The organism is Myxococcus sp. RHSTA-1-4, assembly GCF_020037125.1.
Taxonomy (GTDB): domain Bacteria; phylum Myxococcota; class Myxococcia; order Myxococcales; family Myxococcaceae; genus Myxococcus.
Map to the genome: position 1 here is coordinate 146,245 of NZ_JAIQDG010000021.1, position 24,111 is coordinate 170,355.

The 24,111-nt window shown below is 73.3% G+C and carries 13 protein-coding genes; 8 read left to right on the forward strand and 5 right to left on the reverse strand.

What is annotated here, in order from left to right; all coding sequences use genetic code 11:
- The first annotated feature begins 86 nt into the window (after positions 1-86).
- The 3 genes from K8638_RS26995 to K8638_RS27005 are packed head-to-tail and all read left to right on the forward strand — an operon-like array spanning position 87 to position 9,196.
- Positions 87-3,491: an AAA family ATPase gene (locus tag K8638_RS26995; RefSeq protein ID WP_223757513.1), complete on the forward strand. Its 3,405-nt coding sequence runs from the start codon at positions 87-89 to the stop codon at positions 3,489-3,491.
- A 4-nt stretch (positions 3,492-3,495) separates the two neighbouring features.
- A complete protein-coding gene (locus K8638_RS44950; RefSeq protein ID WP_305071194.1) occupies positions 3,496-6,888 on the forward strand; it encodes an AAA family ATPase in 3,393 nt (1,130 codons plus the stop codon).
- Position 6,889: 1 nt separating this feature from the next.
- Complete coding sequence (locus K8638_RS27005; RefSeq protein WP_223757514.1) at positions 6,890-9,196, forward strand: AAA family ATPase; 2,307 nt, start codon at positions 6,890-6,892, stop codon at positions 9,194-9,196.
- A 7-nt stretch (positions 9,197-9,203) separates the two neighbouring features.
- On the opposite strand, the gene K8638_RS27010 is transcribed toward K8638_RS27005, so the two are convergent.
- Positions 9,204-10,307, reverse strand: coding sequence for a serine hydrolase (locus K8638_RS27010; RefSeq protein ID WP_223757515.1), 1,104 nt, complete (start codon positions 10,305-10,307; stop codon positions 9,204-9,206).
- A 210-nt stretch (positions 10,308-10,517) separates the two neighbouring features.
- On the opposite strand from K8638_RS27010, the gene K8638_RS27015 reads away from it, so the two are divergent.
- Both K8638_RS27015 and K8638_RS27020 read left to right on the forward strand, forming a co-directional pair.
- Entirely contained in the window at positions 10,518-13,523 is a 3,006-nt protein-coding gene (locus tag K8638_RS27015; protein ID WP_223757516.1) for a tetratricopeptide repeat protein, read from the forward strand.
- Positions 13,524-13,825: 302 nt separating this feature from the next.
- Positions 13,826-17,047 carry a PAS domain-containing protein gene (locus K8638_RS27020; protein WP_223757517.1) on the forward strand — a complete coding sequence of 1,074 codons (3,222 nt, stop codon included), beginning with the start codon at positions 13,826-13,828 and terminating at the stop codon, positions 17,045-17,047.
- 24 nt (positions 17,048-17,071) lie between these two features.
- Here K8638_RS27020 and K8638_RS27025 read toward each other — a convergent pair whose 3' ends face one another.
- Genes K8638_RS27025 through K8638_RS27035 form a run of 3 tightly spaced genes read right to left on the reverse strand, consistent with a single transcriptional unit; the run spans position 17,072 to position 20,497 of the window.
- The gene (locus K8638_RS27025; protein ID WP_223757518.1) at positions 17,072-19,375 is read right to left on the reverse strand and encodes a molybdopterin cofactor-binding domain-containing protein; all 2,304 of its coding nucleotides are present in this window, start codon (positions 19,373-19,375) and stop codon (positions 17,072-17,074) included.
- A 10-nt stretch (positions 19,376-19,385) separates the two neighbouring features.
- Complete coding sequence (locus K8638_RS27030) at positions 19,386-19,847, reverse strand: (2Fe-2S)-binding protein (RefSeq protein WP_223757519.1); 462 nt, start codon at positions 19,845-19,847, stop codon at positions 19,386-19,388.
- Entirely contained in the window at positions 19,844-20,497 is a 654-nt protein-coding gene (locus K8638_RS27035; protein WP_223757520.1) for an Isoquinoline 1-oxidoreductase subunit, read from the reverse strand. The genes K8638_RS27030 and K8638_RS27035 overlap by 4 nt, the downstream gene beginning before the upstream one ends.
- A gap of 219 nt (positions 20,498-20,716) precedes the next feature.
- Here K8638_RS27035 and K8638_RS27040 point away from each other — a divergent pair, with 219 nt between their 5' ends.
- The gene (locus tag K8638_RS27040) at positions 20,717-21,364 is read left to right on the forward strand and encodes a cobalamin-dependent protein (protein ID WP_223757521.1); all 648 of its coding nucleotides are present in this window, start codon (positions 20,717-20,719) and stop codon (positions 21,362-21,364) included.
- Here K8638_RS27040 and K8638_RS27045 read toward each other — a convergent pair.
- A complete protein-coding gene (locus K8638_RS27045; protein ID WP_223757522.1) occupies positions 21,323-22,546 on the reverse strand; it encodes a GAF domain-containing sensor histidine kinase in 1,224 nt (407 codons plus the stop codon). The two genes, K8638_RS27040 and K8638_RS27045, sit on opposite strands and share 42 nt — an antisense overlap.
- A 252-nt stretch (positions 22,547-22,798) precedes the next feature.
- Here K8638_RS27045 and K8638_RS27050 point away from each other — a divergent pair, with 252 nt between their 5' ends.
- Together K8638_RS27050 and K8638_RS27055 are read left to right on the forward strand one after the other, a co-directional pair.
- Positions 22,799-23,449 carry a 2OG-Fe(II) oxygenase gene (locus K8638_RS27050; RefSeq protein ID WP_305071195.1) on the forward strand — a complete coding sequence of 217 codons (651 nt, stop codon included), beginning with the start codon at positions 22,799-22,801 and terminating at the stop codon, positions 23,447-23,449.
- A complete protein-coding gene (locus K8638_RS27055; RefSeq protein WP_223757523.1) occupies positions 23,446-24,105 on the forward strand; it encodes an SRPBCC domain-containing protein in 660 nt (219 codons plus the stop codon). The genes K8638_RS27050 and K8638_RS27055 overlap by 4 nt, the downstream gene beginning before the upstream one ends.
- Positions 24,106-24,111: the final 6 nt, after the last annotated feature.

The window sequence follows — 24,111 nt, forward strand, 5'->3', positions numbered from 1 at the left end:
GTGCTTCTCGCGAGGACGCGCCCCTCGTCAGCTCCCGTGCCCCCGCCGCGTCACTGCGCGGCACCGTGCTAGCGTGAGCCCTCTCCATGAACTTCCGTTTCCAATGCTGGGTGCAGCGACATGCCAGCGGCCGGGTGACGCTCACGCCCCTGGCCCTGCCCCGCCTCGCGGTTCACGCGGACACCCTGGAGAAGGCCACCGAGGAGCTGACGCTCGCGCTGGATGACCAGCTCAACCGCGTCCATCCCCGCCGCGTGCCCGAGTTCATCGCCGCCCAGGGCGGCACACTCCAACCGGTGGAAGTCCCCGGCATTCCCGTCTGGGGCGCGGAGGAGAACACCGTCTCAGCGCTGCACCTCACCACCGTCGTCGCCCCCACGCACCAGTCCTTCATCGGGCTCCACGCGCCGCGGCTCGGCACGCACCTGTGGTTCCAGGGCAAGTCACTTCCCGAGAACGCATCGGAGCGTCTCAGCGAGCAACTGGAAGACCTCTCCGACGCGCGAAGGCTCGCGCTGCGCCCCGACGGCCCCGAGTCGCTGCTGGAGCTGGAAGTCCAGGTCACGCCCCCGCCCCTCTCGGCCCTGACGCCGCGGCAGATCCGCCTGGACATCCGCCCGCCCCCGCGGCCACCGGATGCGCCCGCGGAGAAGGGCGACGCCGGCCCGGACGACGATGACGAGGACGCGCTGGACCTGGACTCGTGGGAGCCGCGCCGCCGCCGCTCCCGCCGCGACGCCAGCGCGAAGCCCGAGAAGCCGCCACCCACGCCCACGCTGGACCGCATCGCGGTGCCCTGGCACAAGCTCGCGCAGGAAGAGCAGCTCGACCCCGCCTACGAGCAGGACGCACTGGTGACGCTGCTGCGCGCCCGCCTGGCCGCGAAGGACGCGGAGGCCGTGGTGCTGGTGGGCCCATCCGGCGTGGGCAAGACGGCGGTGCTCCACGCGCTCGCCCAGGCCCTGCGCTCCAAGGGCGCCGCCGCGTCCGAGCGCGCCCGCCCCTTCTTCTTCCTGGATGGCAGCCGCCTCATCGCGGGCGAGGGCGGCTGGGGCGACTGGCAGCAGCAGGTGCTACGCTGCTTCCGTGAGGCCGCCGAGTCCCAGGCCCTCCTCTCGCTGGGCCATGCGCTGGAATTGCTGGACGCGGGCAAGAGCGCCCACAGCGACCAGAACGTGGCGCAGCTCCTGCTCCCGCTGCTCGCCACCCGCGAGGTGTCCGTGGTGGCCGAGGCCACGCCCGAGGACTGGGCCGTGGTGGAGCGCCGCAACGCCAGCTTCGCCCGCCTCTTCTCCGTGGTGCGCGTGGAGGAGCCCACGCAGGATGCGCTCGCCCGAATCCTCGCGCGAGTGGCCTCCGACGACGCGGGGCCCCGGCCCATGGAGGTCCTCCCGGAAGCACTCGAGGAGGTGCGCTTCCTCTGCCGGCGCTTCCTGCCCTACGGCGCGCAGGTGGGCAACGCGGTGACCTTCCTCCGCCGCCTGCTGGCCGCGTGCACGCATGCCGCGCAGCCACGCGTGGCCCGCCTGGACGCCATCCGCCAGTTCGCGTCCGAGTCCGGCATCCCCGAGTCGCTCCTGCGCGACGACGTCCCGATGGAAGTGGGCCAGGTGCGCACCTTCCTCTCCGCGCGGGTGCTGGGACAGGAAGCGGCGGTGGAGCGCGCCGCCGCAGTGGTGTCCGTGCTCAAGGCGGGACTGGCCGACACGCGCCGCCCGCTGGGCGTCCTCCTCTTCGTGGGCCCCACCGGCGTGGGCAAGACGGAGCTGTCCAAGGCCCTGGCGGAGCTGCTCTTCGGCGCGAAGGAGCGCATGGTGCGCCTGGACATGGGCGAGTACGCCGGCCCGGACGCGCTGCTGCGCCTCATCGGCGACGGCGAGACACCCGGGCACCTCTCCGCGGCGGTGCGCCGCCAGCCCTTCTGCGTGGTGCTGCTGGACGAGGTGGAGAAGGCCCACCCCGCCGTGCACGACGCACTGCTGGGCGTGCTGGGCGAGGGACGCCTCACCGACGCGGCCGGCCGCTTCACCGACTTCCGCAACGCCGTCCTCGTCCTCACCAGCAACCTGGGCGCGGACACCTGGCGCGCCCGCGTGGGCTTCGACTCGTCCGGGGGCATACCGGACGCCGCCGTGCTGCGCGCCCACTACCTCACCGAGGTGCAGCGCTTCTTCCGCCCGGAGATGTTCAACCGGCTGGATGACGTCGTCGTCTTCTCCCCGCTCTCCGCGGACCTGCTGCGCCGACTCGTGGTGCGCGAGGTGGAGGCCGTGTGCCGCCGTCCCGGCCTGTCGCTCCACGATGCCCGGCTGGAGGTCTCCCCGGCCGCGCTGGACTGGCTCGCGGCCCGCGGCTTCGACCCGCGGTATGGCGCCCGCCCCCTCAAGCGAACGCTGGAGCGGGAGCTGGTGGTGCCGGTGGCGGCATGGCTCGCCGCGCACCCGCAGGGCGGGCCGGTACACCTGCACGTGGACGCTGGCGGCGAGGGACTCTCGCTGCGCGCGGAGGCGGTGGGCGGCGCCGCCGAGGGCGTGGGGCGTCAGGCCATCGAGAAGGTGCTGGAGGACGCGGCCAGCCTGCGCGCCGAGGTGCAGCGCTGGAGCCGCGCCAACCCCATGGTGGAGCTGCGGCGCGAGCTGGCCGTCTTCGACAAGGCCTCCCGGCAGCCTGCGTACTGGGAGGAACGGGCGCTGGCCGAGGAGTCCTCGCGCAAGTCGTCCGAGGCGCGCGAGCTGGAGAAGGCGTTCCGCGACGTCGCCCAGCAGGCGGAGGCCATCGAGGACCTCCTCTTCGAGGCGCACCTGTCCCGCTCGGTGGGCCAGGCCGAGTCGCTGGCCCGTGAGGTGTCCGGGCTGCGGCGGACCTTCCTCCCCCTGCGCGAGCGGCTCTACGCCAGCCTCTTCCCCACCTCCCGTGGCGCCACCCTCATCCTCGTCCCCGGGCGCGGCGCGTGGCCGCACCTGTGCACCCTGGCGAAGGCCTATGAGTCCTGGGCCGAGGCGAACTCGCTGGCCTTCCAGCGTGCACTGTTGAGGCCCGAGGAACCCAAGCAGGGCGAGAAGCCCAGGCCGCAGCGCAAGGACACGCCGCTCTTCTGGGCCTGGGAGAAGAAGACGCCCCTGGACGAGGTGCGCTCCGCGCCCGCCGGGTACGCCCTGCAGCTCACCGGAGCCACCCTCCCCCTGCTGCTGGCGGGCGAGCACGGCGTGCACCGCTTCGTCGAGGGCAGCCAGGCCGCGCTGGTGCGCGCCCGCTTCGAGCCGTCCCCCCATCCCCTGCACTCGCTGCCGCCAATGGCCGACCTGGAGAGGACGCTGCCGAAGAACGAGGTGCGCCGCATCCGCCCCGTCGCGAACGGCACGGGGGGCGGGTCGCTGGAAGACCTGCGCACCGGCGCGAAGCAGCGCTACGGACCGGAGGGCCCGCACCTCGAATCGCTGCTGGAGGCCTGGGTGCAGTGGCGCGTCTTCGGCTCGCGGGAGGAGGACTGACGCCATGGACCTCAAGCTTCCCATCGTCGTTTCCCCGCTCGGCGGACGTCTCGTGGAGGCGTGGGTGCCCGCCTTCTGGCCCGCGCTCCACAAGGTGGGCCCCAGCTTCTCCGCGCTGCGCGACGAGCTGGCGCTCGCCGTCATGGAGCGCTTCGAGAAGGAGTCCGCCTCGTCCGTGGCGGCGTACCAGTGGCCCCCCCATGTGGCCCTGCGCCACGTCAAGGTGAGCACGGAGGCCAGGGACAGGGAGAAGGGCAGGCGCGTGGTCCTCGAGGGCCGCATGGCCGTGCTCCTGGAGAAGTGGCCCCGCGACGACTTCTGGGTGGTGACGCCCACCCGGCTGCCCGAGGCCCGCTTCGCGCTGGGCCACCCGGACGCGCTGCCCCAGGCGCTCGGGCGCCGGCTGGCCGCGTGGTGCATGGAGCGCGACATCGAATCGCTGGACAAGGAGTGGACCGGCTGGGCTCAGGGGCGCGAGCGGCTGGAGGTGCTGGAGGTGGATGCCTATGCGCCCACCATCCTCCCGCGGACTCCGCCCAAGCCCCCCACCCCGCCGCGCCGCCGCAAGACGGCCGAGAAGAAGGAGGAGGCGCAGCCCCCGGAGACGCCCGAGCAGCGCGAGGCCCGCCGCAACCGCCGCCGCCTGTCCCTGGTGGAGCTGCGCGCGGTGGCGCGCAACCTGAGCCACGGCGCACGGGACGACGCGCTGGAGCGCTGCTTCGGCCGTGAGGCCCTGGTGCGCGAGGTGGTGGATGCGCTGGAGGGGCGCGAGGGCGCGGCGCTGGTGCTGGTGGGCCCGCCGGGTTCCGGCAAGACGGCCCTGGTCCACGAGGTGGTCCGCCGCCTCACCGCCCGGCAGGACGCCGCCGGCACCCGCCGCGACGTGTGGCGCGTGGACGGCAACCAGTTCATCGCGGGCATGATGTACGTGGGCCAGTGGGAGGCCCGCGCGCGGGGCGTGGTGCAGGAGCTGACGGAGGTGGGAGACCTCCTCTACGTGGACGACCTGGCCTCGCTCGTCTACGCGGGCCGCACGCGCAGCGAGCGCACCAACGTGGCGCAGTACATCGAGCCGCACCTGGCGCGAGGCGAGCTGACGGTGCTGGCCGAGTCCACGCCGGAGCGCTTCGAGCGCGTGCGTGAGGAGGCCCCCACCTTCGCCTCGCTCTTCCGCGTGGTGCACGTACCCGCGCTGGACGCGCGCGCCACGCTGCCCGCGCTGCTGGGCACGCTGCGCGAGCTGGAGGCCGCGAGCGACCGCGGCGCGGTGCGGCTGTCCCCGCTGGCGCTGGAGACGCTGCTCGATTTGCAGCAGCGCTTCGTGGCGCACGAGGCCTTCCCCGGCAAGGCCGTCCGGCTGCTGCGCCGGGTGGTGGCGCGGCCCGGCACGGAGGACGGCAACGTGCGCCGCTTCACGGAGGAGGACGTCACCTCCGCCATGCGTGAGCAGACGGGCCTGCCTGACTTCGTACTGGGCAGCGCGCCCCCGAAGACGCGCGACACGCTGGAGCGCGAAATGGCCGCGCAGGTGGCGGGCCAGCCGGAGGCGGTGTCCGCGGTGGTGGACGCCATCCTCACGCTCCAGCGCTCGCTGCAGCCGCCCGACAAGCCGCTGGCCACGTACCTCTTCGTGGGCCCCACCGGCGTGGGCAAGACGGAGACGGCCAAGGCGCTCGCGCGCACCCTCTTCGGCAGCGAGGGGCGGCTGGTGCGCTTCGACATGTCCGAGTTCGTCTCCGCCGCCAGCATCACCCGGCTGCTCGGCCAGCCGGGCGCGCCGGACGGAGAGCTGACCACCGCGCTGCGCACCCAGCCCTTCTGCGTGGTGCTCTTCGACGAGGTGGAGAAGGCCCACCCGCGCATCTTCGACGCCCTCCTCCAGTTCCTCGGCGAGGGGCGGCTGACGGACGGCGCCTGCCGCACGGTGGACGCGCGGCAGGCCGTGGTGGTGCTGACCTCCAACCTGGGCGTGCGCGAGGCCGCCGCCCGCACCGGCTTCCACCGCACCGCCGACAGCGCGGAGGCGCACTACCTCTCCGCGGTGCGTGCCTTCTTCCGCCCGGAGTTCTTCAACCGGCTGGACCGCGTGGTGCCCTTCCGCCCCCTGACGCCCGCCGCGCTGCGGGTGGTGGTGGAGCACGCGCTGGAGTCGCTGCTGTCACGCCGGGGCATCCGCCGGGGCAACGTGCTGGTGGAGGTGGAGTCGCCGCTGCTGGACCTGCTGGTGGAGCAGGCCTACGACCCGCGCTACGGCGCGCGCCCCCTCAAGCGCGCCCTGGAGCGGCGCCTCACGGTGCCGCTGGCCCACCACCTGGTGCGGCGCGGCGCCGAGGACCTGGCCCGCGTGGAGCTGTTCCGCCGGGGCGACGACATGGGCCTGTCCGTGGAGCTGATGATGCGGGAGACGGCCTGGGCGCCGGAGCCGGACCCCACGGGCTGGACGCTGGCGGACGTGTCCCGTGTGCTGGAGGAGACGGTGGCACGGCTGGACGCGCTGTCGGCCCGGGAGGCGGCGAGGCCCCACTCCGGAGACGTGCATCCGGAGGCCGTGGAATTGGTGGAGCGGCTGGAGCGCCTGTCCGCGGAGGCGGTGGACATCCGCGAGAATGAGCTGGCGGAGCGGGACTTCCTGGAGACGGAAGCGTCGGTGCCCAAGGAGGTTGCTCGCGGATACGACTGGAGCCGGAACGTCGGCCGCGGTGGCCTGAGGGCCAAACCCAGCTACTCTTCCGTGCCCCTGCCGGTGTCGCGAGAAGAGCGGCTGCGACGCTGCCGGCCGCGGGTAATGGCCCTGCGCGATGAGGTGGAGTGGCTGGCGCACCAGCTCGCGTGCCGGGAGCGCGGCCCCGACGTCCGGGCGGTGCTGATTGAAGGGCTCGGCGACGCGCCGGCCTCCGCGCTGGACGCGGTGGCGCGCGCGCTGCCCCATGACCTGGGCCGCACTGCGGTATTCGAGGAGCGGGTGGAGCCGGATGGCCGCGTCGCATGGGTGGGGCCCGGTTTCGAGGAGCGTCCGGCAGGCGTGCGGGTGCGGCGCATTGTGGTCAGCCTGACGGCCTTCGGACTGGCGGAGGTGCTCGCCCCGCTGGAGGGCTACGCGTTGGTGGAGACCCTGCGCGGAGACATCGTGCGTCCGGCTCCGGTGCGCGTGGAGCTGCTGACGGGAGACTCGGGCCTGCTGGACGACGTCTCGCGGGCGGTGGCTGCCCGGGACGCGGTGCGGGCGGAGGAGCGCGAGGCGCGTCGGGCGGGGACTGCGCCGGCACAGGGGCCCGGCCGCGTGGTGACGGAGGGCCGCGAGAGCGGGCTGGTGCACCTGGCGAGCCGGCGCCCGCCGTCGGAGGCGCTCGCGTGGGCGGGACGCGTGCTGCGGCACGCGGCCCGGGAGGAGGGCTGACATGGACAAGAACTTCCATCTCTTCGTGCGCCGCTATCCGGGCGTGGGCGTGGCGGCCCATGTGCTCACGCACCCGCACCTGGCCTCGTTCGCCGCGGACGTGAATGCCGCGCGGCTGGACCTCGTGCAGGTGCTGGGCCGCCTCCTCGCGCGCGGTGAGCTCTGGGAAGAGGAGACGCACTGGGAGGACCTGCGCCAGCGGCGTATGCTCCTCACCGTGCGCGCCGTCCAGCACGGGCGGCTGCTGCCCGTGCCGCTGCGCCTCACGGTGCTGACGCATGGCGAGCGTGGCGGAAGGAAGCGGGCCGCTCGCAAGGGTGAGGCAGCGAAGGGGCCGGTGCGAGTCTGGGTGCCTCGGGTGGGCGTGCAGGACACGCTGCACGACCCGGCGGACCTGGAGCCCTTCGTGGAGGAGCTGGTCCGCCACGAGCTGTACATGACGCCCCTGGAGCAGCTGCGGTCGCTGGCCTACGTGGGCGAGGAGTCGGTGGAGACGCTCTCCGTGCCGGCACGGGCCCGGCAGTCGCCGCGCGCCCGCGCCGCCATGGATGAACCTCGAAAGGAGCGGCGCCCGCCCCCGCCTCCCGGTCTCGCGGAGGCGAGCCGCTGCCTCAACGAGGAGGCGCGCGCCGGGCTGCTGGAGCGGGCCTGGGAGCGCGACGCGGAGGTGTCCCGGCTGGCCGAGGCCGTCACCTCCAGCACCCGCGCCAGCGTGCTGCTGGTGGGCCCACCCTCGGTGGGCAAGACGGCGCTGGTGCACGAGCTGGTGCAGCGCGCGGAGGTGGCCGCGCCCGGAAGCCCGCTGAAGGGCCTGGAGGTGTACAGCACGTCCGGTGGCCGCATCATGGCCGGCATGCGCTACCTGGGGCAGTGGCAGGAGCGCGTGCAGCGGATGGTGGCGGACCTGCGCGTACGCCGCGCGGTGCTGCACCTGGACAGCCTGTCGGAGTTGCTCTCGCTGGGCGGAGGCGACACGGGCCTGGACGTGGCCCGCCACCTGCTGCCCTCGCTGGAGAGTGGCGAGGTGGCGCTGGTGCTGGAGGCCACCCCGGAGGACGTGGCCCGCGCGGAGCGCACGCATGGGGCCTTCCTGCAGGCCCTGCGGCATATGGCGGTGCCGCCGCTCGCGCCGGTGGCCGCTCGCGCCGCCGTGCAGCAGGCCTCGCAGCGGGTGGCCCGCGCGCGCAAGGTGCGCTTCACGCCGGACTCCCTGGACCGCGCCGCCGAGCTGACGGAGCGCTTCGGCGAGGGCCCTCCCCCGGGCGGCGCGGTGGCCCTGCTGCGCGCGGCCAGCGCCCAGCCCTCCGCCAGCGGCGAGGTGGACGCGGGTGGCGTGACGCGGGCCTTCTGCACGCGCACCGGCTACCCGCGCGAGCTGGTGGACCCCTCCGTGCGCCTGGACCCGGAGGCGCTGCTGCGGCGCTTCCGCGAGCGCATCGTCGGCCAGGACGAGGCCACGCTGCTCCTGCGCAACCTCATCGTCACCCTGAAGACGGGGCTGGCGGACCCGGCCCGCCCGCTGGGCGCCTTCCTGCTGCTGGGCCCCACCGGCGTGGGCAAGACGGAGTCCGCGCTCGCGCTGGCGGAGTACCTCTTCGGCGACACGGCCCGGCTGGCCCGCTTCGACATGGCGGAGTACGCGGCCCCGGGCAGCGCCGCGCGGCTGGTGGGCGAGGTGGGCGGCCAGCAGGGCGGCCTCGCCCGGCGCGTGCGCGAGCAGCCCTTCGGCGTGGTGCTGCTGGACGAGGTGGAGAAGGCGGACGCGGGCGTGCATGACCTGCTCCTCCAGGTCCTGGGCGAGGGACGCCTCACGGACGGCACCGGCCGTACCGTCAGCTTCCGCAACACCGTGGTGCTGCTCACCAGCAACCTGGGCGCGGACAGCGCGGGCCGCTCGCTGGGCTTCGGCGGCGGAAGCGTGCGGGATTTGGAGGCGCACTACCTGGGCGCCGCCACCGCCTTCTTCCGGCCGGAGCTGCTGAACCGGCTGGACCAGGTGGTGCCCTACCGCGCCCTCACGCCGGAGGTCATCCGGGCGCTCGCCCGCCGCACGCTGGAGGCGGCCCTGTCCCGCGAGGGCCTCACCCGCCGCGCCGTGAAGGTGTCCTTCGGCGACGACGTGGTGGAGCACCTGGCGCGCACAGGCTTCGACGCGCGCTACGGGGCCCGCCCCCTCAAGCGCGCGGTGGAGCAGCACGTGGTGGCCCCCCTTGCCCAATGGCTGGCGGCCCATGCCAGCACCCCACCCGCCCAGGTGATGCTGCGGGTGGGAGCGGAGGGAAAGGTGCTGCTCGACGCGGCGGCGTGAGTGGGGGCTACACCTCCGGGTTGTCCGGCTGGAGGCCGCCGTCCGCGTCCTCGCGCGGGATGATGGAGGCGGGGTCGATGCCGGCGGCCTTCAGCAGGATGTTCCTGCCGGTGGCGGGGAGCGGCCCGCCCTTCGAAGAAGCGGGGTGCCCGTTGGTGAGCAGCACCACCGCGGCGGCGCGCTCGGGGATGAAGCCAATCCACGCGGCGAAGCCCCCGTTGCCGCCGGCCTTGCTCACCACTCGCGCGCCCTGCCCCACCTCGGTGGTGTACCAGGCCATGCCGATGAAGTGCCCGGGGGAAATCTGGAAGCGCGGCTCATGGGCCAGCTGCATGGCCCGGTACGTCAGCAGCGGCATGCTCGGCACGCGGAAGAGGTTGCCCTCCAGGAAGCGCAGCATGTCGGCGGCGGTGGAGTTGAAGCCCACGCCCCGGAAGGGAATGCGCTTGCCCGCGGCGGTATAGCCCTGGGCGATGCGCTCCGGTGGGAGGCCGCTCACGTCCACCACCGTGTCCTCCATTCCGAGCGGCCCCTGGATGTCCTGGGCGAACATCTCCGGGTAGGGGCGGCCCGCGGCGCCGACGGTGGTGAAGCCCTGCGTCACCTCGCTCACGTTCGCATAGAGATAGCTCGTGCCGATGTGGCGCTCGGGGTTGAAGCGCTTCCAGAAGTCCAGGAGCTGCGGCGTGGGGGGCTGGCCCATGTACAGCGCGTGGGCGGGCTGGCCCGGCACGTTGGGCGCGGGCATGGCGGCCGTCATCGTGCCCAGGTTGGCGGGGGTGACCTGCCGGATGACGCTCCCCTCCTCGCGGACCTCCTCGGGCAGGAAGCGGGTGATCTGGTCGTCCAGCGACATCTTCCCCTCGACGATGCGCGCGGCGGCCAGCGTGTTGGTGAAGGTCTTCTGGACGGAGGCGATGATGAACAGCGTGTCGTCCTTCACCGGACGCTTCGCCTCCCGGTCCGCGAGCCCCGACGTATACGAGGCGCGGGCGTCGCCGACGGCGAGGGCCGCCGAGACGCCAATCTCGTCGCTGCCGGCCAGATAGGCGCGGATGCCGTCTTCCAGGAGCTGCTTCAGCCGCGTGGGGTCCTTCGCCTCGGTCGCCATGGTGCCTCCGGTGGGTTGGGAATGCCTGCCCTCGGAGCAAGCGACATGCCCATGAGGCTCCCCTCTGGGGCCAGCCCCGGCGCCACATGGACCGACGTGTCGCGGGGGGCCCGACGTGTCGCGCCGACACGCCGGTGCTATCGTCTGCCCGCTTCCTCCCCCCGGTACCGTACGGCCCTCGCATGACGCCCCAGGGAGGGTGCGCACCTCATGCGCTGCATCGACGAGCCCCTCTTCATGAAGCTGCTGCTGGGCGAGCTGTCGCCCGAGCAGACCGCGGAGGTGGACGCCCACCTCGACACCTGCGCCGGGTGCCGCCAGTTGGTGGCCCGGGGCCTGCGCGCCCAGAACCCGGAGGAGCCCGGCTCGGAGCGGGAGCGGGAGTCCTCGCCCGAGCGCGGAGACCGCGCGACGGATGCGCCGCTGGAGAAGGGCACCGCGGTGGGGCGCTACCTCATCCTGGAGCTGCTGGGCGTGGGCGGCATGGGCGTCGTCTACAGCGCGTATGACCCGGAGCTGGACCGGCGCGTGGCCCTCAAGCTGCTGCGCGTGGAGGCACTGGGCGGACTGGAGCGGGGCCGCGCCCACCTCCTGCGCGAGGCCCAGGCCATGGCCCGTGTCTCGCACCCGCACGTGGTGTCCGTCTATGACGTGGGCACCTTCGGCCAGCAGGTCTTCCTGGCCATGGAGCGGGTGGAGGCGCAGACCCTGGGCGAGTGGCTGAAGGCCTCGCCGCGCCCGATGCGGCAGGTGCTGGCCCTCTTCCTGGACGCGGGCCGGGGGCTCGCGGCGGCGCACGCCGCGGGCGTGGTGCACGGCGACTTCAAGCCGGAGAACCTGCTGGTGGGCCGCGACGGCCGCGTGCGCGTCACCGACTTCGGCCTCGCGCACCTGGGAGCCCCCGCCGGAGAAAGCCCCCTGCCTCCGCTCGCGGTCCGAGCCGCCTCCGCGGAGACGATGACCCGGTCGGTCATGGGCGGCACGCCGGCCTACATGGCCCCGGAGCAGCTCTGTGACGGCGTGCGCGCGGGCCCGGGGGGAGACCAGTTCGCCTTCTGCGTCACGCTCCACGAGGCGCTCTACGGCGAGCGCCCCTTCGAGGGCACCTCGCTGTCCACGCTCACCGCCGAGGTGCGCGCGGGGCGGGTGCGCCCTCCTCCCGCCGGCACGCGCGTGCCGCCCTGGCTGCGGCGTGTGCTGCTGCGCGGGCTGGCCGTGCGCCCCGAGGAGCGCTACCCGTCGATGGACGCCCTGCTGGCCGAGCTCCAGCGAGACCCGGCCGCGCGCTGGCGCCGGGGGCTCTCGGTGGCGGGGGGCCTGACGTTGCTGGCCGCCGCGGTGGGCCTCACCCACACGGTGCACACGCGCCGCGCCCAGGCCTGTGACGCGACGGCGGAGCTCGCCCCCATCTGGGGCCCGGAGCGGCAGCAGGCCGTGGAGTCCGCCTTCCGCGCCACCGGCCGTCCCTACGCGGGCGCGGCATGGCAGCGCGTGAGGCGCGAGCTGGACGCGTACACCGCCGCGTGGGCGACGACGCGCACCACCGCGTGCGAGGCCACGCGCGTGCGGGGCGGCCAGTCCGAGGAGGTGCTGGCGTGGCGCATGCGCTGCCTCGACGGCCGGCTCGCGGACGTGTCAGCGCTGTCCCGGCTGCTCTCCGAGGCGGACGCGCGCATGGTGGACGAGGCGCACCGCGCCGTGAAGGCGCTGCCGCCGCTGTCGGGCTGCTCGGAAGCCCTGGCGCCCGGAGGGGCTCCCGCGCCGGAGGACCCGGCGGCCCTCGAGCGGCGGAACGTGCTCCGCGAGACGCTGGCGCAGGGCCGCGCGCTGAAGAACACCGGGCGCTACAAGGAAGGCGTGGCACGGGTGGAGCCGGTGGCGAAGGCGGCGCGCGAGGCGGGAGACCGCCGCGAGGGCGCGGAGGCCTTCCTGCTCCTCGGCGAGCTGCGCGAGGGGGCCGGGGACTGGAAGGGCGCGGAGGCGGCGCTCTTCGAGGCGCTGGACGCGGCGGAGGCCACGCGCCAGGACGCGGTGGCCGCGCGGGCCTGGACGCTGCTGGTGCGTGTGTGCACCGTGGGCCTGGACGAGTACGAGCAGGCCGCGCGCTGGAGGAACCGCGCCGCCGCCGCCATCGACCGGCTCGGCGGTGGAAATGAGCTGCTGCGCGTCAACCTCCTGACGTATGCGGGCACGCTGCTCCGCAAGCAGGCCCACTACGCCGAGGCCCTGGCCCAGCAGCAACAGGCGCTGGCCCTGGTGGAGCACGCCTTCGGGCCGGACAGCCTGGAGGCGGCGGACGTGTACCAGGAGCTGGGCGCCACCCGGTTGGACCAGGGCGAATGGGTGGAGGCGCGCTCACACGTGGAGCGCGCGGTGGAGCTGACGCGGCAGGCCCTGGGGCCGGAGCACCCGGAGGTGGCGCGGGTGCGGCTCGCGCTGGCGCCCGTGCTCCGAGACCAGGGCGAATTCACCCAGGCGGAGGCCGTGTCGCGCGACGCGCTGGCGGTCTTCGAGCGGACGCTGGGGCCCGACCATCCCCGCGTGTACGACGCGCTCAATGACGTGGCTTCGTCGCTCCTCGTCCAGCAGCGGTTGGACGAGGCCCTGCCCGTCTACGAGCGCGCGCTGGAGGTCGCCCGGAAGTCGGACGGGCCGGAGAGCATGGGCGCCGCCATCATCCACAGCAACCTGGGGCTCATGTTCTTCCGGCAGAAGAAGTGGGACGAGGCCCAGGCGCACTTCAACATGTCCGTGGCCATCCGGGAGAAGCGGCTCGGCGCGCATGAGGAGGGACTGGTGATGCCGCTGCGGTTCATCAGCCGTGCGCTGAACCAGCAGCAGCGCTTCGAGGAGTCGGTGCGGTACGTCCAGCGCGCCGCCGACATCGTGCTCATGCAGCAGGACGACACCCGGCGGCTGTGGACCGCCACGCTCAACGACCTGGGCGCCACCTACCTCAAGGCGGGCCGTCCCGCGGAGGCGCTCGCGCCCCTGGAGCGGGCGCTGGCCGGCTGGGAGCGCGCCCGCTCGATGCCGGGCCAGCGCACCGACACGCTCTTCCTGCTGGCGCGCGCGCTGTGGGACTCGGGCCAGGACCGCGAGCGGGCCGTGCGGCTGGCCCGGGAAGCGAAGGCGGCGGCCATGAAGGACGGCCCCTCCTCGGCCGGCATGCTGGAGCGCATCGGCACGTGGCTCGCCGAGCGGGGCGTGCGCTGATCCGGGCCTCCGGATGCCAGCCTGCCCGCGCCCATGCCCCCGAGCTTCAGAGCGGGCTGAGCGGCGAGTCTCCGCTGGCCCGGGTGACGGGGCTGGCGCCGCCGCCGCCCGCGACACCTCGGGAAGCTGGGAAGTGAGTCCTGGGGGATGAAGGAGCGGGCGCCGGCTCCCGCGCATCCTGGCTCCCGGCGGGCGGCCGGGATGTGCACCGTCAGAGGCGGTGCCCCACGGACGGCCGTGCCGGACGCGCACCGCCGCCCTGCGTGCCCTTCCAGGGTGAGCACATCCTTGGAGGGGCGTGCGTGTTGGGACACAGCGCAGGCGTGACGGACAGGGAGGCCATCGAGGGAGTCACCGCCGAGCAGTCGCGGTGGTTCCTGGAGACCATGGTGGCCTGCGCTCCGGTGGGCCTGGCCTTCGTGGACCTGGACCTCCGGTACATCCACATCAATGAAGCCCTCGCCGCCATCAATGGCCTGCCCCGGGAGGCCCACCTGGGGCGCAAGGTGCGGGACGTCGTCCCCGAGCTGTGGCCCCTGCTCGAACCCCACTACCGACAGGTCCTGGAGACCGGGCAGCCCGTGCTCGACCTGGACGTCACCGGCACCACGCCAGGGGCTCCCAGCACCGAGCGCCAGTTCCAGGTGAGCTACTACCCCGTCCGGGACGGTGGCGGTGTCATGCGGGGCATTGGCGTCATGGTGGAGGAGGCGACGGCGCGGCGGCGGGCGCAGCGGGCGCTCCAGATGAGCGAGCAGCGCTACCGCTCACTGGTGGAATCCATGGCGCAGACCGTGTGGACCACCAACAACCGGGGAGAGCTGGTGGACCCGGCTCCGCGCTGGCTGGCCTTCACGGGGCAGTCGCACGGAGCCCATCTGGGGCTGGGCTGGCTCGATGCCATCCATCCGAGCGACCGGGCTCGCTTCGTGACGGAGTGGACGGCGTCCCTGGAGACGCGAGACCCCTACAACTGCGAGCTGCGCCTCAGGTCCCACGACGGCTCCTACCGGGACGTCGTCGTCCGGAGCGTCCCGGTGTTCGACGACGGAGGCGCCGTCCGCGAGTGGATCTCCACCGCCGAGGACATCACCGAGCGCAAGCGCGCCGAGGACGGGCTGCGGCACACGACGCGGGCACTCCAGGCCAGCGAGGAGCGCTACCGCACCTTCGTGGCCCAGAGCACGGAGGGCATCTGCCGGCTGGAGATGGAGCCACCCGTCGACACGCACCTGCCGGAGGACGAGCAGGTCCGGGCCATCCTGGGCCGCGGCCGCATCGCCGAGGCCAATGACGTCATGGCGCGCATGACGGGCTTCGCGGCCGCGCCGGAGCTGCTGGGCACTCCGCTGCGGAGGATGGTGGCGCTGCTCACGCATGGGGAGGCCTCCACCGACGAGGCGGCCCGGTCCTTCATCCGCGACGGCTACCGCCTGGAGGGCATGGAGAGCCGCCAGCCAGGTCCCGACGGGACGGAGCGCGTACGCCTGGCAAACCTCATGGGCGTGGTGGAGCGGGACCGGCTGGTCCGCGTGTGGGGGACACAGCGGGACGTGACGGAACAGGTGCATGCGAAGGAAGCGCTGGAGCTGAGCCGCGAGGTCATCCGGATGCGGGAGCACCAGCTCCGCGCCATCACCGACGCGCTCCCGGCCCTGGTCGCCTATATCGACCAGCACGAGCGCTACGTCTTCTGCAACCGGGCCTTCGAGACGTGGTTCGGCCTGGACCCGGAGAAGATGGTGGGCCAGCGGGTGCGCGGGCTGGCGGGGGAGCTGGGGTACGCCCACCTGAGGGACTGGATGCGCAAGGCGCTCTCGGGAGAAACCGTCAACTACGAGAGCGCGATGCGGCTCCGGGACGGGCGGCGGTTGCATGTCCAGTCCACGTACGTCCCCACGCGGGACGCTCGGGGCAACGTGAAGGGCTTCGTCGCCCTCGTCCATGACATCACCGACCGCAAGCGGGCCGAGGCCGAGGTGGAAGCCCAGCGTGCGCGCCTCTACGACGTGTTGATGAACATCCCGGCCTCCATCGCGCTCCTGAGCGGCCCGGAGCAGGTCTACACACTGGCCAATCCGCTCTACCAGCAGCTCGCGGCCGGCGTGGACCTCACCGGCCACTCCCTGGTGGAAGGCGCGAAGGGAGATCGGGACGTTGAGCGCTACTCCCAGTTGATGCGCCAGGTCTACGCATCCGGCAGACCCCTCTTCAAGACGGAGCAGTCCGCCCCGCTGGGCCCCCACGGCAAGAGGCTGCCGGAGAAGCGCGTCTTCAACATGGCCTTCCTGCCGCTGCGCGACGCCGCCGGGAGGGTGGACTCCGTCCTCTCCTTCGTCATGGACGTGACCGCTCAGGTCCAGGCCCGTCAGAAGGTGGAGGAACTGGCCGCGCACCTCGCCAACCAGCAGCAGTGGCTGGAGTCGGTGCTCAACCTCCTCCCCGTCCCGTTCGTGTTCATGGAGCCCGGCACCGGACGCGTCCTCTTCGCGAACCAGGCCACCTACCGGCTGGCCGGGGGCCACATCCCCCTGAACATTCCCTCGGAGGGCTACACCGACGCGTACCGCCTCTTCGATGAAACAGGGGCCCCCCTTCCCAAGGACCAGATTCCCGGGGTGCGCGCCGCGCGGGGAGAGCGCCTGCACCAGGCCCCCATCGTGTGGCAGACCGACACCGGCGGAAGGTACGCGCTCCTCACCAACTCGGAGCTGCTCCCGGCCATGCACGGCCACCCGGCCACCGTCGTGCTCGCCCTCCAGGACGTGACACGGCTCAAGGAGACCGAGGCCCGGCTCCAGGAGGCCGTGCGGCTGCGCGACGAGTTCCTCACCGTCGCCTCCCATGAGCTGAAGACGCCGCTCACCCCCTTGCAGATAAAGCTCCAGGCGCTCGCCCGCGAGGCCCGGGCCGACGTCCGCGTGGAGCAGTTGCGGCAGAGCGTGCTGCGCACGGCGGAGAGCGCGTCGGTGCAGCTTCGCAAGCTCACCGCCCTCATCAACGACCTGCTGGACGGGACGCAGCTCACCGGGGAGACGCTGCCCCTCCACCGCGAGCGGGTGGACCTGTCCGCCGTCGCCCGCGAGGCGGCGGAGCAGTTCAGGGCCCAGGCCGCCCAGGCCGCATGTGACATCGTCCTCCAGCTCCCCGGGCCCGTGTCGGGCTGGTGGGACCGGCACCGGCTGGAGCAGGTGGTCCGCGCCCTGCTGTCCAACGCCATCAAGTACGGCCCGGGCCGCCCCGTGGTGCTCCAGGTGGAGCGCCTGAGCGACACGGCCCGCCTCACCGTGCGCGACGAGGGCATCGGCATCGCCCCGCAGGACCTCACCCGCATCTTCGAGAAGTTCGGCCGCGCCGTCTCCACCCGCAACTACGGAGGGCTGGGCCTGGGCCTGTTCATCACCCGGCGCATCGTGGAGGCGCACCAGGGCACCATCCGCGCGGAGAGCCAGCGGGGCCACGGCGCGACCTTCACGGTGGAGCTGCCGCTGGCGTGGCGGCCCTCCGAGGCCACGGTTCACTGAGGGCCCCGGGGAAGGCCCCGGGGGTCAGACCTGGAGCGACGGGAAGGTCCGGGCGATGGGCAACTCCCGGACGCGGGTGCCGGTGAGCGCGAAGACGGCGTTGGCGATGGCCGGCGCGACGGGCGGAACCCCGGGCTCGCCGATGCCGCCCGGGCGGCCGTCGCTCTCGATGATGTCGACGTGGAGCTTCCGCGGCGCCTCGCCGATGCGCACCAGCTTGAAGTCGCGGAAGTTGGACTGCTCCACGGCGCCGCCCTTCATCGAGATTTCACCGTACAGCGCGAGGCTCATCCCGAAGATGATGGAGCCCTCCATCTGGGACCGGACGCGGTCCGTGTTGATGACCGTGCCGGCGTCCACGACGATCCACGCCTCGTCCACGCGCAGCTTCCCCTCCAGGTCCTTCACCACCGACGCGACGACGGCCACGTAGCTGAGGAAGCTCCGGTGCGCGGCGAGCCCCAGCGCCCGCCCGTCCTTCTTCCGGTCGTCCCAGCGCGACAGCGCGGTGACGCGCTCGATGACACGCCGCATGCGCCCGGTGTCGATGGGGTGCTCGTCCAGGGAGCGGCCGTAGTTCTCCAGCTTCGGGACGCCCAGCTCCTCGAGCGACACCACGCGCGGCGGCCCCAGCACCTCCAGGAGCATGTCGCGCGGGTCCACGGCCCGGGCCTGGGCCAGCTCGTCCACGAACGAGTTGACCGCGAAGGCGTGGAAGATGTTGTAGACGGACCGCAGCCAGCCAATGCGGACGTGGGCGTTGGCCTCGCAGGCCTCGGCGCGGACGTTGGGGATGGCGAGCGCCAGGTCCGTCACGCCCTGCTGGAGGTCCCTCGGGGCCGGCCGGTTGGCGGGGGCGAAGGTGGAGCCGATGGGCGGAAACGCCGTGCGGTGCCGCCACGCGACGACCTTGCCCGCCTCGTCCAGCCCGGCGCTGAGCCGCTGGGTGCTGACGGAGTGGTAGTAGTCGTTCCGGACGTCGTCCTCGCGCGTCCACTGCACGCGGACCGGGACGCCCGCCTCGCGCGCGAGCCACACCACCTCCGCGATGAAGTCCGCCTTCGACTTCCGCCCGAAGCCGCCGCCGAGGAAGGTGACGTGCACCTGGACCTTGTCCTCGGGGAGCTGGAGCACGCCCGCGGCCACCGAGCGCGCCGCCTGGGGGTGCTGCGTCGGCGCCCAGATTTCGCACGCGCCGCCCTCCACCCGGGCCAGCGCGGCGAGCGGCTCCATGGGTACGTGCGGCAGGTGGGGGACGTAGTACTCGGCCTCGATGACGCGCGCGGCCTTCGCGAGCGCGGCGTCCACGTCACCCACGTTCCTCACGGCCGTGCCCGGCGCGCGCACCGACGCGCCCAGCGTCTCGCGGTACTGGCGCGAGTCGTACGCGGCGTTCGGCCCGTCCTCCCAGGTGATGTCCAGCGCCGCGCGGCCCTTCATCGCCGCCCAGGTGTTCTCCGCCAGCACGGCGATGCCGCCCCAGCTCTGGAAGGTGTACGGGGCCCTGGGCGCCGGCAGCTCGATGACGCGCTTGACGCCCGGCACGGCGAGGGCGCGCGTGGCGTCGTACCGCGCCACCCGGCCGCCGACGACGGCGGGGCGGGCAATCATCGCGACGAGCATGCCCGGAAGCCGGATGTCGGCGCCGAAGAGCGCGGAGCCATTGACGTAGGCCGGGCCGTCCAGCAGCGGCAGGTCCTTCCCGACGCGGCGCAGCTCCTCCTTCGGCCGGAGCCGGACGTCCGCGGGCTTGGGGACGGCCAGCTTCGCCGCCTCGCCCGCCAGCTCGCCGAAGCCCAGCGTGCGCTGGCTGCCGCGGTGGAACACGGCGTGGTCCCTGGCCTCGCAGTCCTCGGGCTTCACCTTCCAGCGCCGCGCGGCGGCGGCCACCAGCATGGTGCGCGCGGTGGCACCGGCGCGGCGCATGTCCTCGTAGATGCCGCGGACGCTGTTGGAGCCGTCGGTGTTCTGGTCGCCGTACTTCCTGTCGCCGTCGGCCTGGACGATTCTCACGCGGGCCATGTCCGCGCCCAGCTCGTCGGCGATGAGCACCGGAAGCGAGCTGCGGATGCCCTGCCCCATCTCCGAGCGGTGGCAGACGATGGTGACGGTGCCGTCGGGGGCCACGTGCACGAAGGCGTTCGGGTTCAGCCCGGGCGCGCTCCGCTCCTGGGCCTCGGAGCCCGTCTTCGGCTTCTTCCCCGTGCGTCCGGAGGGCTCGGCCGCGAGCGCCTCGGCGGAGAAGAGGCCCAGGGTGAGCCCGCCCACCGCGAGGTTCAGCCCCTCGAGGAAGGAGCGCCGGGTGATTTTCTGGAGCCGCTCGGTCATGGCGTTCTCGCTATTCCTCGGACAGTCCCGCTGCCTTCTTCACGGCCGCGCGGATGCGCGTGTACGTCCCGCACCGGCACAGGTTGCCGGCCAGCGACTGGTCGATGTCCGCGTCCGTCGGCTGGGGCTTCTTCGCCAGCAGCGCCGCCGCGGTCATGAGCTGCCCCGCCTGGCAGAAGCCGCACTGCGGGACGCCCAGGTCCACCCAGGCCTTCTGCAAGGGGTGGCTGCCATCCGGAGACAACCCCTCGATGGTGGTGACCGAGCGCCCCTCCGCGCGGCGCACCGGCGTCACGCACGCGCGGACCGCCTGCCCATCCAGGTGGACGGTGCACGCGCCGCACAGCGCCTGGCCGCAGCCGTACTTCGTGCCGGTGAGGCCGAGCACGTCACGCAGCGCCCAGAGCAGCGGCATCTCCGGGTCGACCTCCAGCTCCTTCTCCACGCCGTTGACGCGCACGCGGATGTTCATGGCCGGGCCTCCTCGCCCGGGCACGCGGCGCCCGTCTCCACCCAGGCGGCGACGATGGCGCCGAACTGCTCCTGGGTCCCCGGAGCCGGCTCGCGCCCGCTGCCCGGAGCCCATCCCCAACCCACCAGCGCGTCATGGGCGTTGTGCTCGACAATCTGCGCCAACGTCTTGCCTCCGTTCCGCTTCGGGTCCTTGAGCTGCTCGCAGATGTGGCGCGGGCTCTTGCCCACCCAGGCCATCTCGATGGGCGCGAGGTGCCAGTCCGGCGCCCCGGGCACGCGCGCGTGCTCCAGGTTCCGCTCCTGGTGGCAGCTCGTGCACTCCATTCCGGCGGCGCCCCGGTCCCCGGGTCCCCGCGCCACGGGAGGGTCGTGCGCCAGCCCGTCCATTCCCTGGAGGGGCACGTCCCCGCTGGGGTGGCAGTTCGCGCAGCGCGGGTGGAGGAACACGCGGCTGGCCTCGAGGAAGAGCGCCTTCGAGCGCTCCGCCGGATTCTCGATGGCCGCGAAGGCCTCGGGGGCGCGAAGCGCGTTGGGAGCAACCTCGGGCAGCGCGGCCTTCCGCGCCGCGCCCGCATCGGGCTCACGCTTGCATCCTCCGGCCACCAGGAGGACGACGAGCGAGGCCATGACCTGGAGAGATGGCTGCATCGCGCCAAGGCTCCAGCAAGTCCCGCCCCATCACAAGCCGAATGTTCTCGCGGGAATAATGGATGAACGCCCCACGCCGCGCGCGAGCGGGCCCGCGGGTGACAGGGGCCCGGGCCGCCCGGCACCCGCCCGCTGTCCGCTGGAGGGAGGCCCGCTTTGCAGCGGGGGCCGCCGGTACGAAGGTTTTCCTGGTGCCCTCGTCTCCAGGAGGTAGGTGTCGTGACTCCCCCGTGGCTTCCTCCTCCCGATGCCATCGCGGACGCGCTGCTCGTCGGCAACAGCGGGATGGTCCTCGACGCGGTGCACCGCTACATGGAGCACGGCGGGGCCCCGTTCCTCGTGGACGCGCTGGCCCGCCCCGTCATGGAGGCGGTGGGTGAGCGCTGGTGCAGGGGCCGCGCGTCCGTGGCGGAGGAGCACGCCGCCACGGAGCTGCTGCGCGAGCTGATGTCCCAAACCCTGCCGGGCCTGGCGTGGCACCAGGGGGGCCCACGGGCCATCGTCGCCTGCGCGCCCGGCGAGCGCCACGTGCTCGGCGCCCGGCTCGTCTCCCAGGTCCTGGCGCTCGACGGCTGGCGCGTGCGCTTCCTGGGCGCGGACACCCCCGCCAGGGACCTGGCCATGTTCGTCGCCCGCGAGCAGCCCGTCTTCGCCGGGCTGTCGGTCACCCTGCCCGACAACGTCCCGGCCGCGAAGGACGCGCTGGAGCTGGTGCACCACACGGCGCCCCACATCCCGCTCATCGTGGGCGGGCGCGCGTCCGCATCGCTGGAGCCCGCCAAGGAGGGAGCGTGGACCGTGCTCCACTCCACCGGGGAGCTGCTGTCACTGACGCGTGGTGGCTCCAGCGCGCTCCTCCAGCGCTGACGAGACGGAGGTGTCCAGCTGGTGTGTGGGGAGGACCACGGTGAAGGTCGAGCCCTTCCCCGGCTGGCTCCGCACGACGATGGTCCCTCCATGGGCCTCGACAATCTGCTTCGCGACGTACAGCCCGAGCCCCATTCCCCTGTAGTGAGTGGGAGAGACCGCCCGCTCGAATCGCTCGAAGATGCGGCTCGCGTCCTCGCGCGCGAGGCCGATGCCCTCGTCCCGCACGCACAGGCGTGCCAGCTCCCCGTGTCCCTCCACGCTCACGTCGATGGGGTGGCCCGCACCGTACTTGATGGCGTTCGACAGGAGGCTGGACAGCACCTGCTCGATGCGAAGCTGGTCCCACGCCCCTCGCACCGGGCCCGGGGTGTGTACCACCAGGGGGCACCCCGCCTCCTCGGCCTCCTCGCGGAAGCGGTCCGTCACCTCGGCCGCCAGGCGGGACAGGTCCACGTCCTCCAGCACCAGCCCCAGCCGCCCCGTCGCGACGCGCGACACGTCCAGCAGGCGCTCCACCAGCTGGCTCAGCCGCTCCACCTGGGCCCCTGCCCGCTCCAGGTGGCGCATCACCCGGGCGTCCCCGAGGCAGGCGGCCACCACGCTGCGGCGGAGCGTCTCCAGTTGCAGCTTGAGCGGCGTCAGGGGGGTGCGCAGCTCGTGCGCGGCGATGGAGATGAACTCGTCCCGCGCGCGGACGCCCTCCCGCACATTCAGGAGCTCCGCCTGGGCGGCCCGCTCGAGCGCGCGCGAGGTCCTCAGCGCCACCTCCGTCATCACCGAGGCCGCGAGGTCCTGGAGGATGCCCACCTCCTCGCTCGTCCACTGGCGTGGGACGGTGTCGACGACGCACAAGGCCCCGAGGACCTGGCCGTCGCTGACGAGCGGAATACCCATGTAGGCCACCGCGCCCAGCTCCGTCACGCCGAGGCAGTCACGCAGCAGGGGGGCCTGGCGGGTGTCCGGGACGACGAGGGGCCCGTTGCCCCTCATGACGTACTTGCAGATCGAATGCGTGAGCGGAATCTCGCGCCGGCTCAGCCAGGGCTCCGGCAGGCCGATGCAGCTCTTGCAGAAGTGACGCCGCTCATCCAGCAGGCCCACCAGGCACATGGGGGTATGAAGGAAGCGGCACGCCAGCCGGGTGAGGCGGTCGAACTCCTCCTCGACCTCTGTATCCATGAGGGCCGTGAGGCGTAGGGCCGCCAGGCGCTCGGGAGAGCGCAAGATGCTCTGAACGTCGCCAGCTACGTCCATGGTTCCCCCGTGACGCCCCTCTTCCCTCGGCGCCCACCCCGACGCGCGGCCCCCGCCTTCCCGTAGAGATGAGCAGGCCCCCGGGGTCCGCACCAGCGGCAGGCAGACACGGGTTCCTTCCGCTCGCCGGGCTCCCGCGTGCGCCAGCCCGGCGCCGGGCTGGGCTAGACTCCTCACATGCGCTTCCAGCCTCCCTGGAGTGGGGCCTTCCGCCTCCAGACCTTCGTGCACCGGACGCCCGAGGCCCTGCCGCCCACCGCGGTCGAGAGCATCCGGAAGTCCATCCTCGACTCCCCCCTGCTCAGCGACACCAACCTGTCGGGGCAATTCTCGGGCACCTACGGCTTCTCCATCACCTTCCGGCGGGAGGCCACCTCCGACGTGGAGGCGCTCTTCCCCGCCTTCGCGCCCTTCCTCCAGGCCGCGCTGCTGCCGGAGTGCAATGCCTTCCTGCTCAACCCGCTCCTGGTCCAGCGGGGACGCGGGGTGGGGGCCCACATCGACCGCAGCCTGGAGTACTACGGGGCGGGCATTGGCTGCCCGGTCGCGGTGAGCGTCCTGTACGTGCAGGTGCCGGAGCGGCTCTCGGGCGGCGAGCTGCGGCTGTATCACCGTGGCAACCCGGTCGCCGCGCTGGCGCCCATGCCCCGCTCGCTGGTGACGTTCCGGGGCGACCTCGTGCACGAGGTGGCGGCGGTGGAGACGGGCGCCTCCGGGCTCTCGGAGGCGCGCATCAGCCTGGTGGTCGAGCAGTACCGTGTGCCGGGGCACCTGACGGCGGGCGTCCCGCGCTTCGAGGCCCGGACCCGGGCGGGAGCGGCGGCATGAGCGAGCTGGTGATGGACGTGTGGCTGGCGCGGGAGCCGGAGGAGGTGTTCACGGCCTTCGGAGACCCCTTCCGGCTGCGGCGCTGGTACGGGGCACCGCGGGGAGGCCACCGTATCGGGGCCGCAGGCGACGTGGCGTCCGGCGAGCCCTTCCGGGTGGACATGCTCGACGCGGAGGGCACCCCTTTCGCGCAGCTCGGCCGCATCGTCCAGGTGACTCCGGGCGAAGGGCTGGAGCTGGAGATGGCGTGGGAGGGTGGGAGCCTCGGGCGCGAGGAGACCCGCGCCTCCATTGCCCTGCGGCCCGCCGAGGGCGGCACACGGGTGGAGGTGCGCCAGGGCCCGTTCTCCAGCCAGGAGTCGCTGGAGGCCCACCGGGCGTGGTGGGACACCTGCCTGAAGCGGCTGGTCCGCGTCGCCTCCGGGGAGGCGCCGCCCTGCTTCGAGGAGTTCTGGGAGGAGTCGCGAGGCTTCGTCGGGCCGCTCGGCGTGGCGGCCTACACCGTGCTCGCGGGCCTGCGCGAGGCCGGGGCTCCGCCCGAGGCCCTCGCGCAGGTCGAGGAGACGCTCTACACCCACCTTCCGCGCCTGCCTCCGGAGACCGCGGAGGTGCTGGCGGCGGTGCTTCGCTCGCGCGTGAAGGACTCGGCGTCCTGAGGCCGC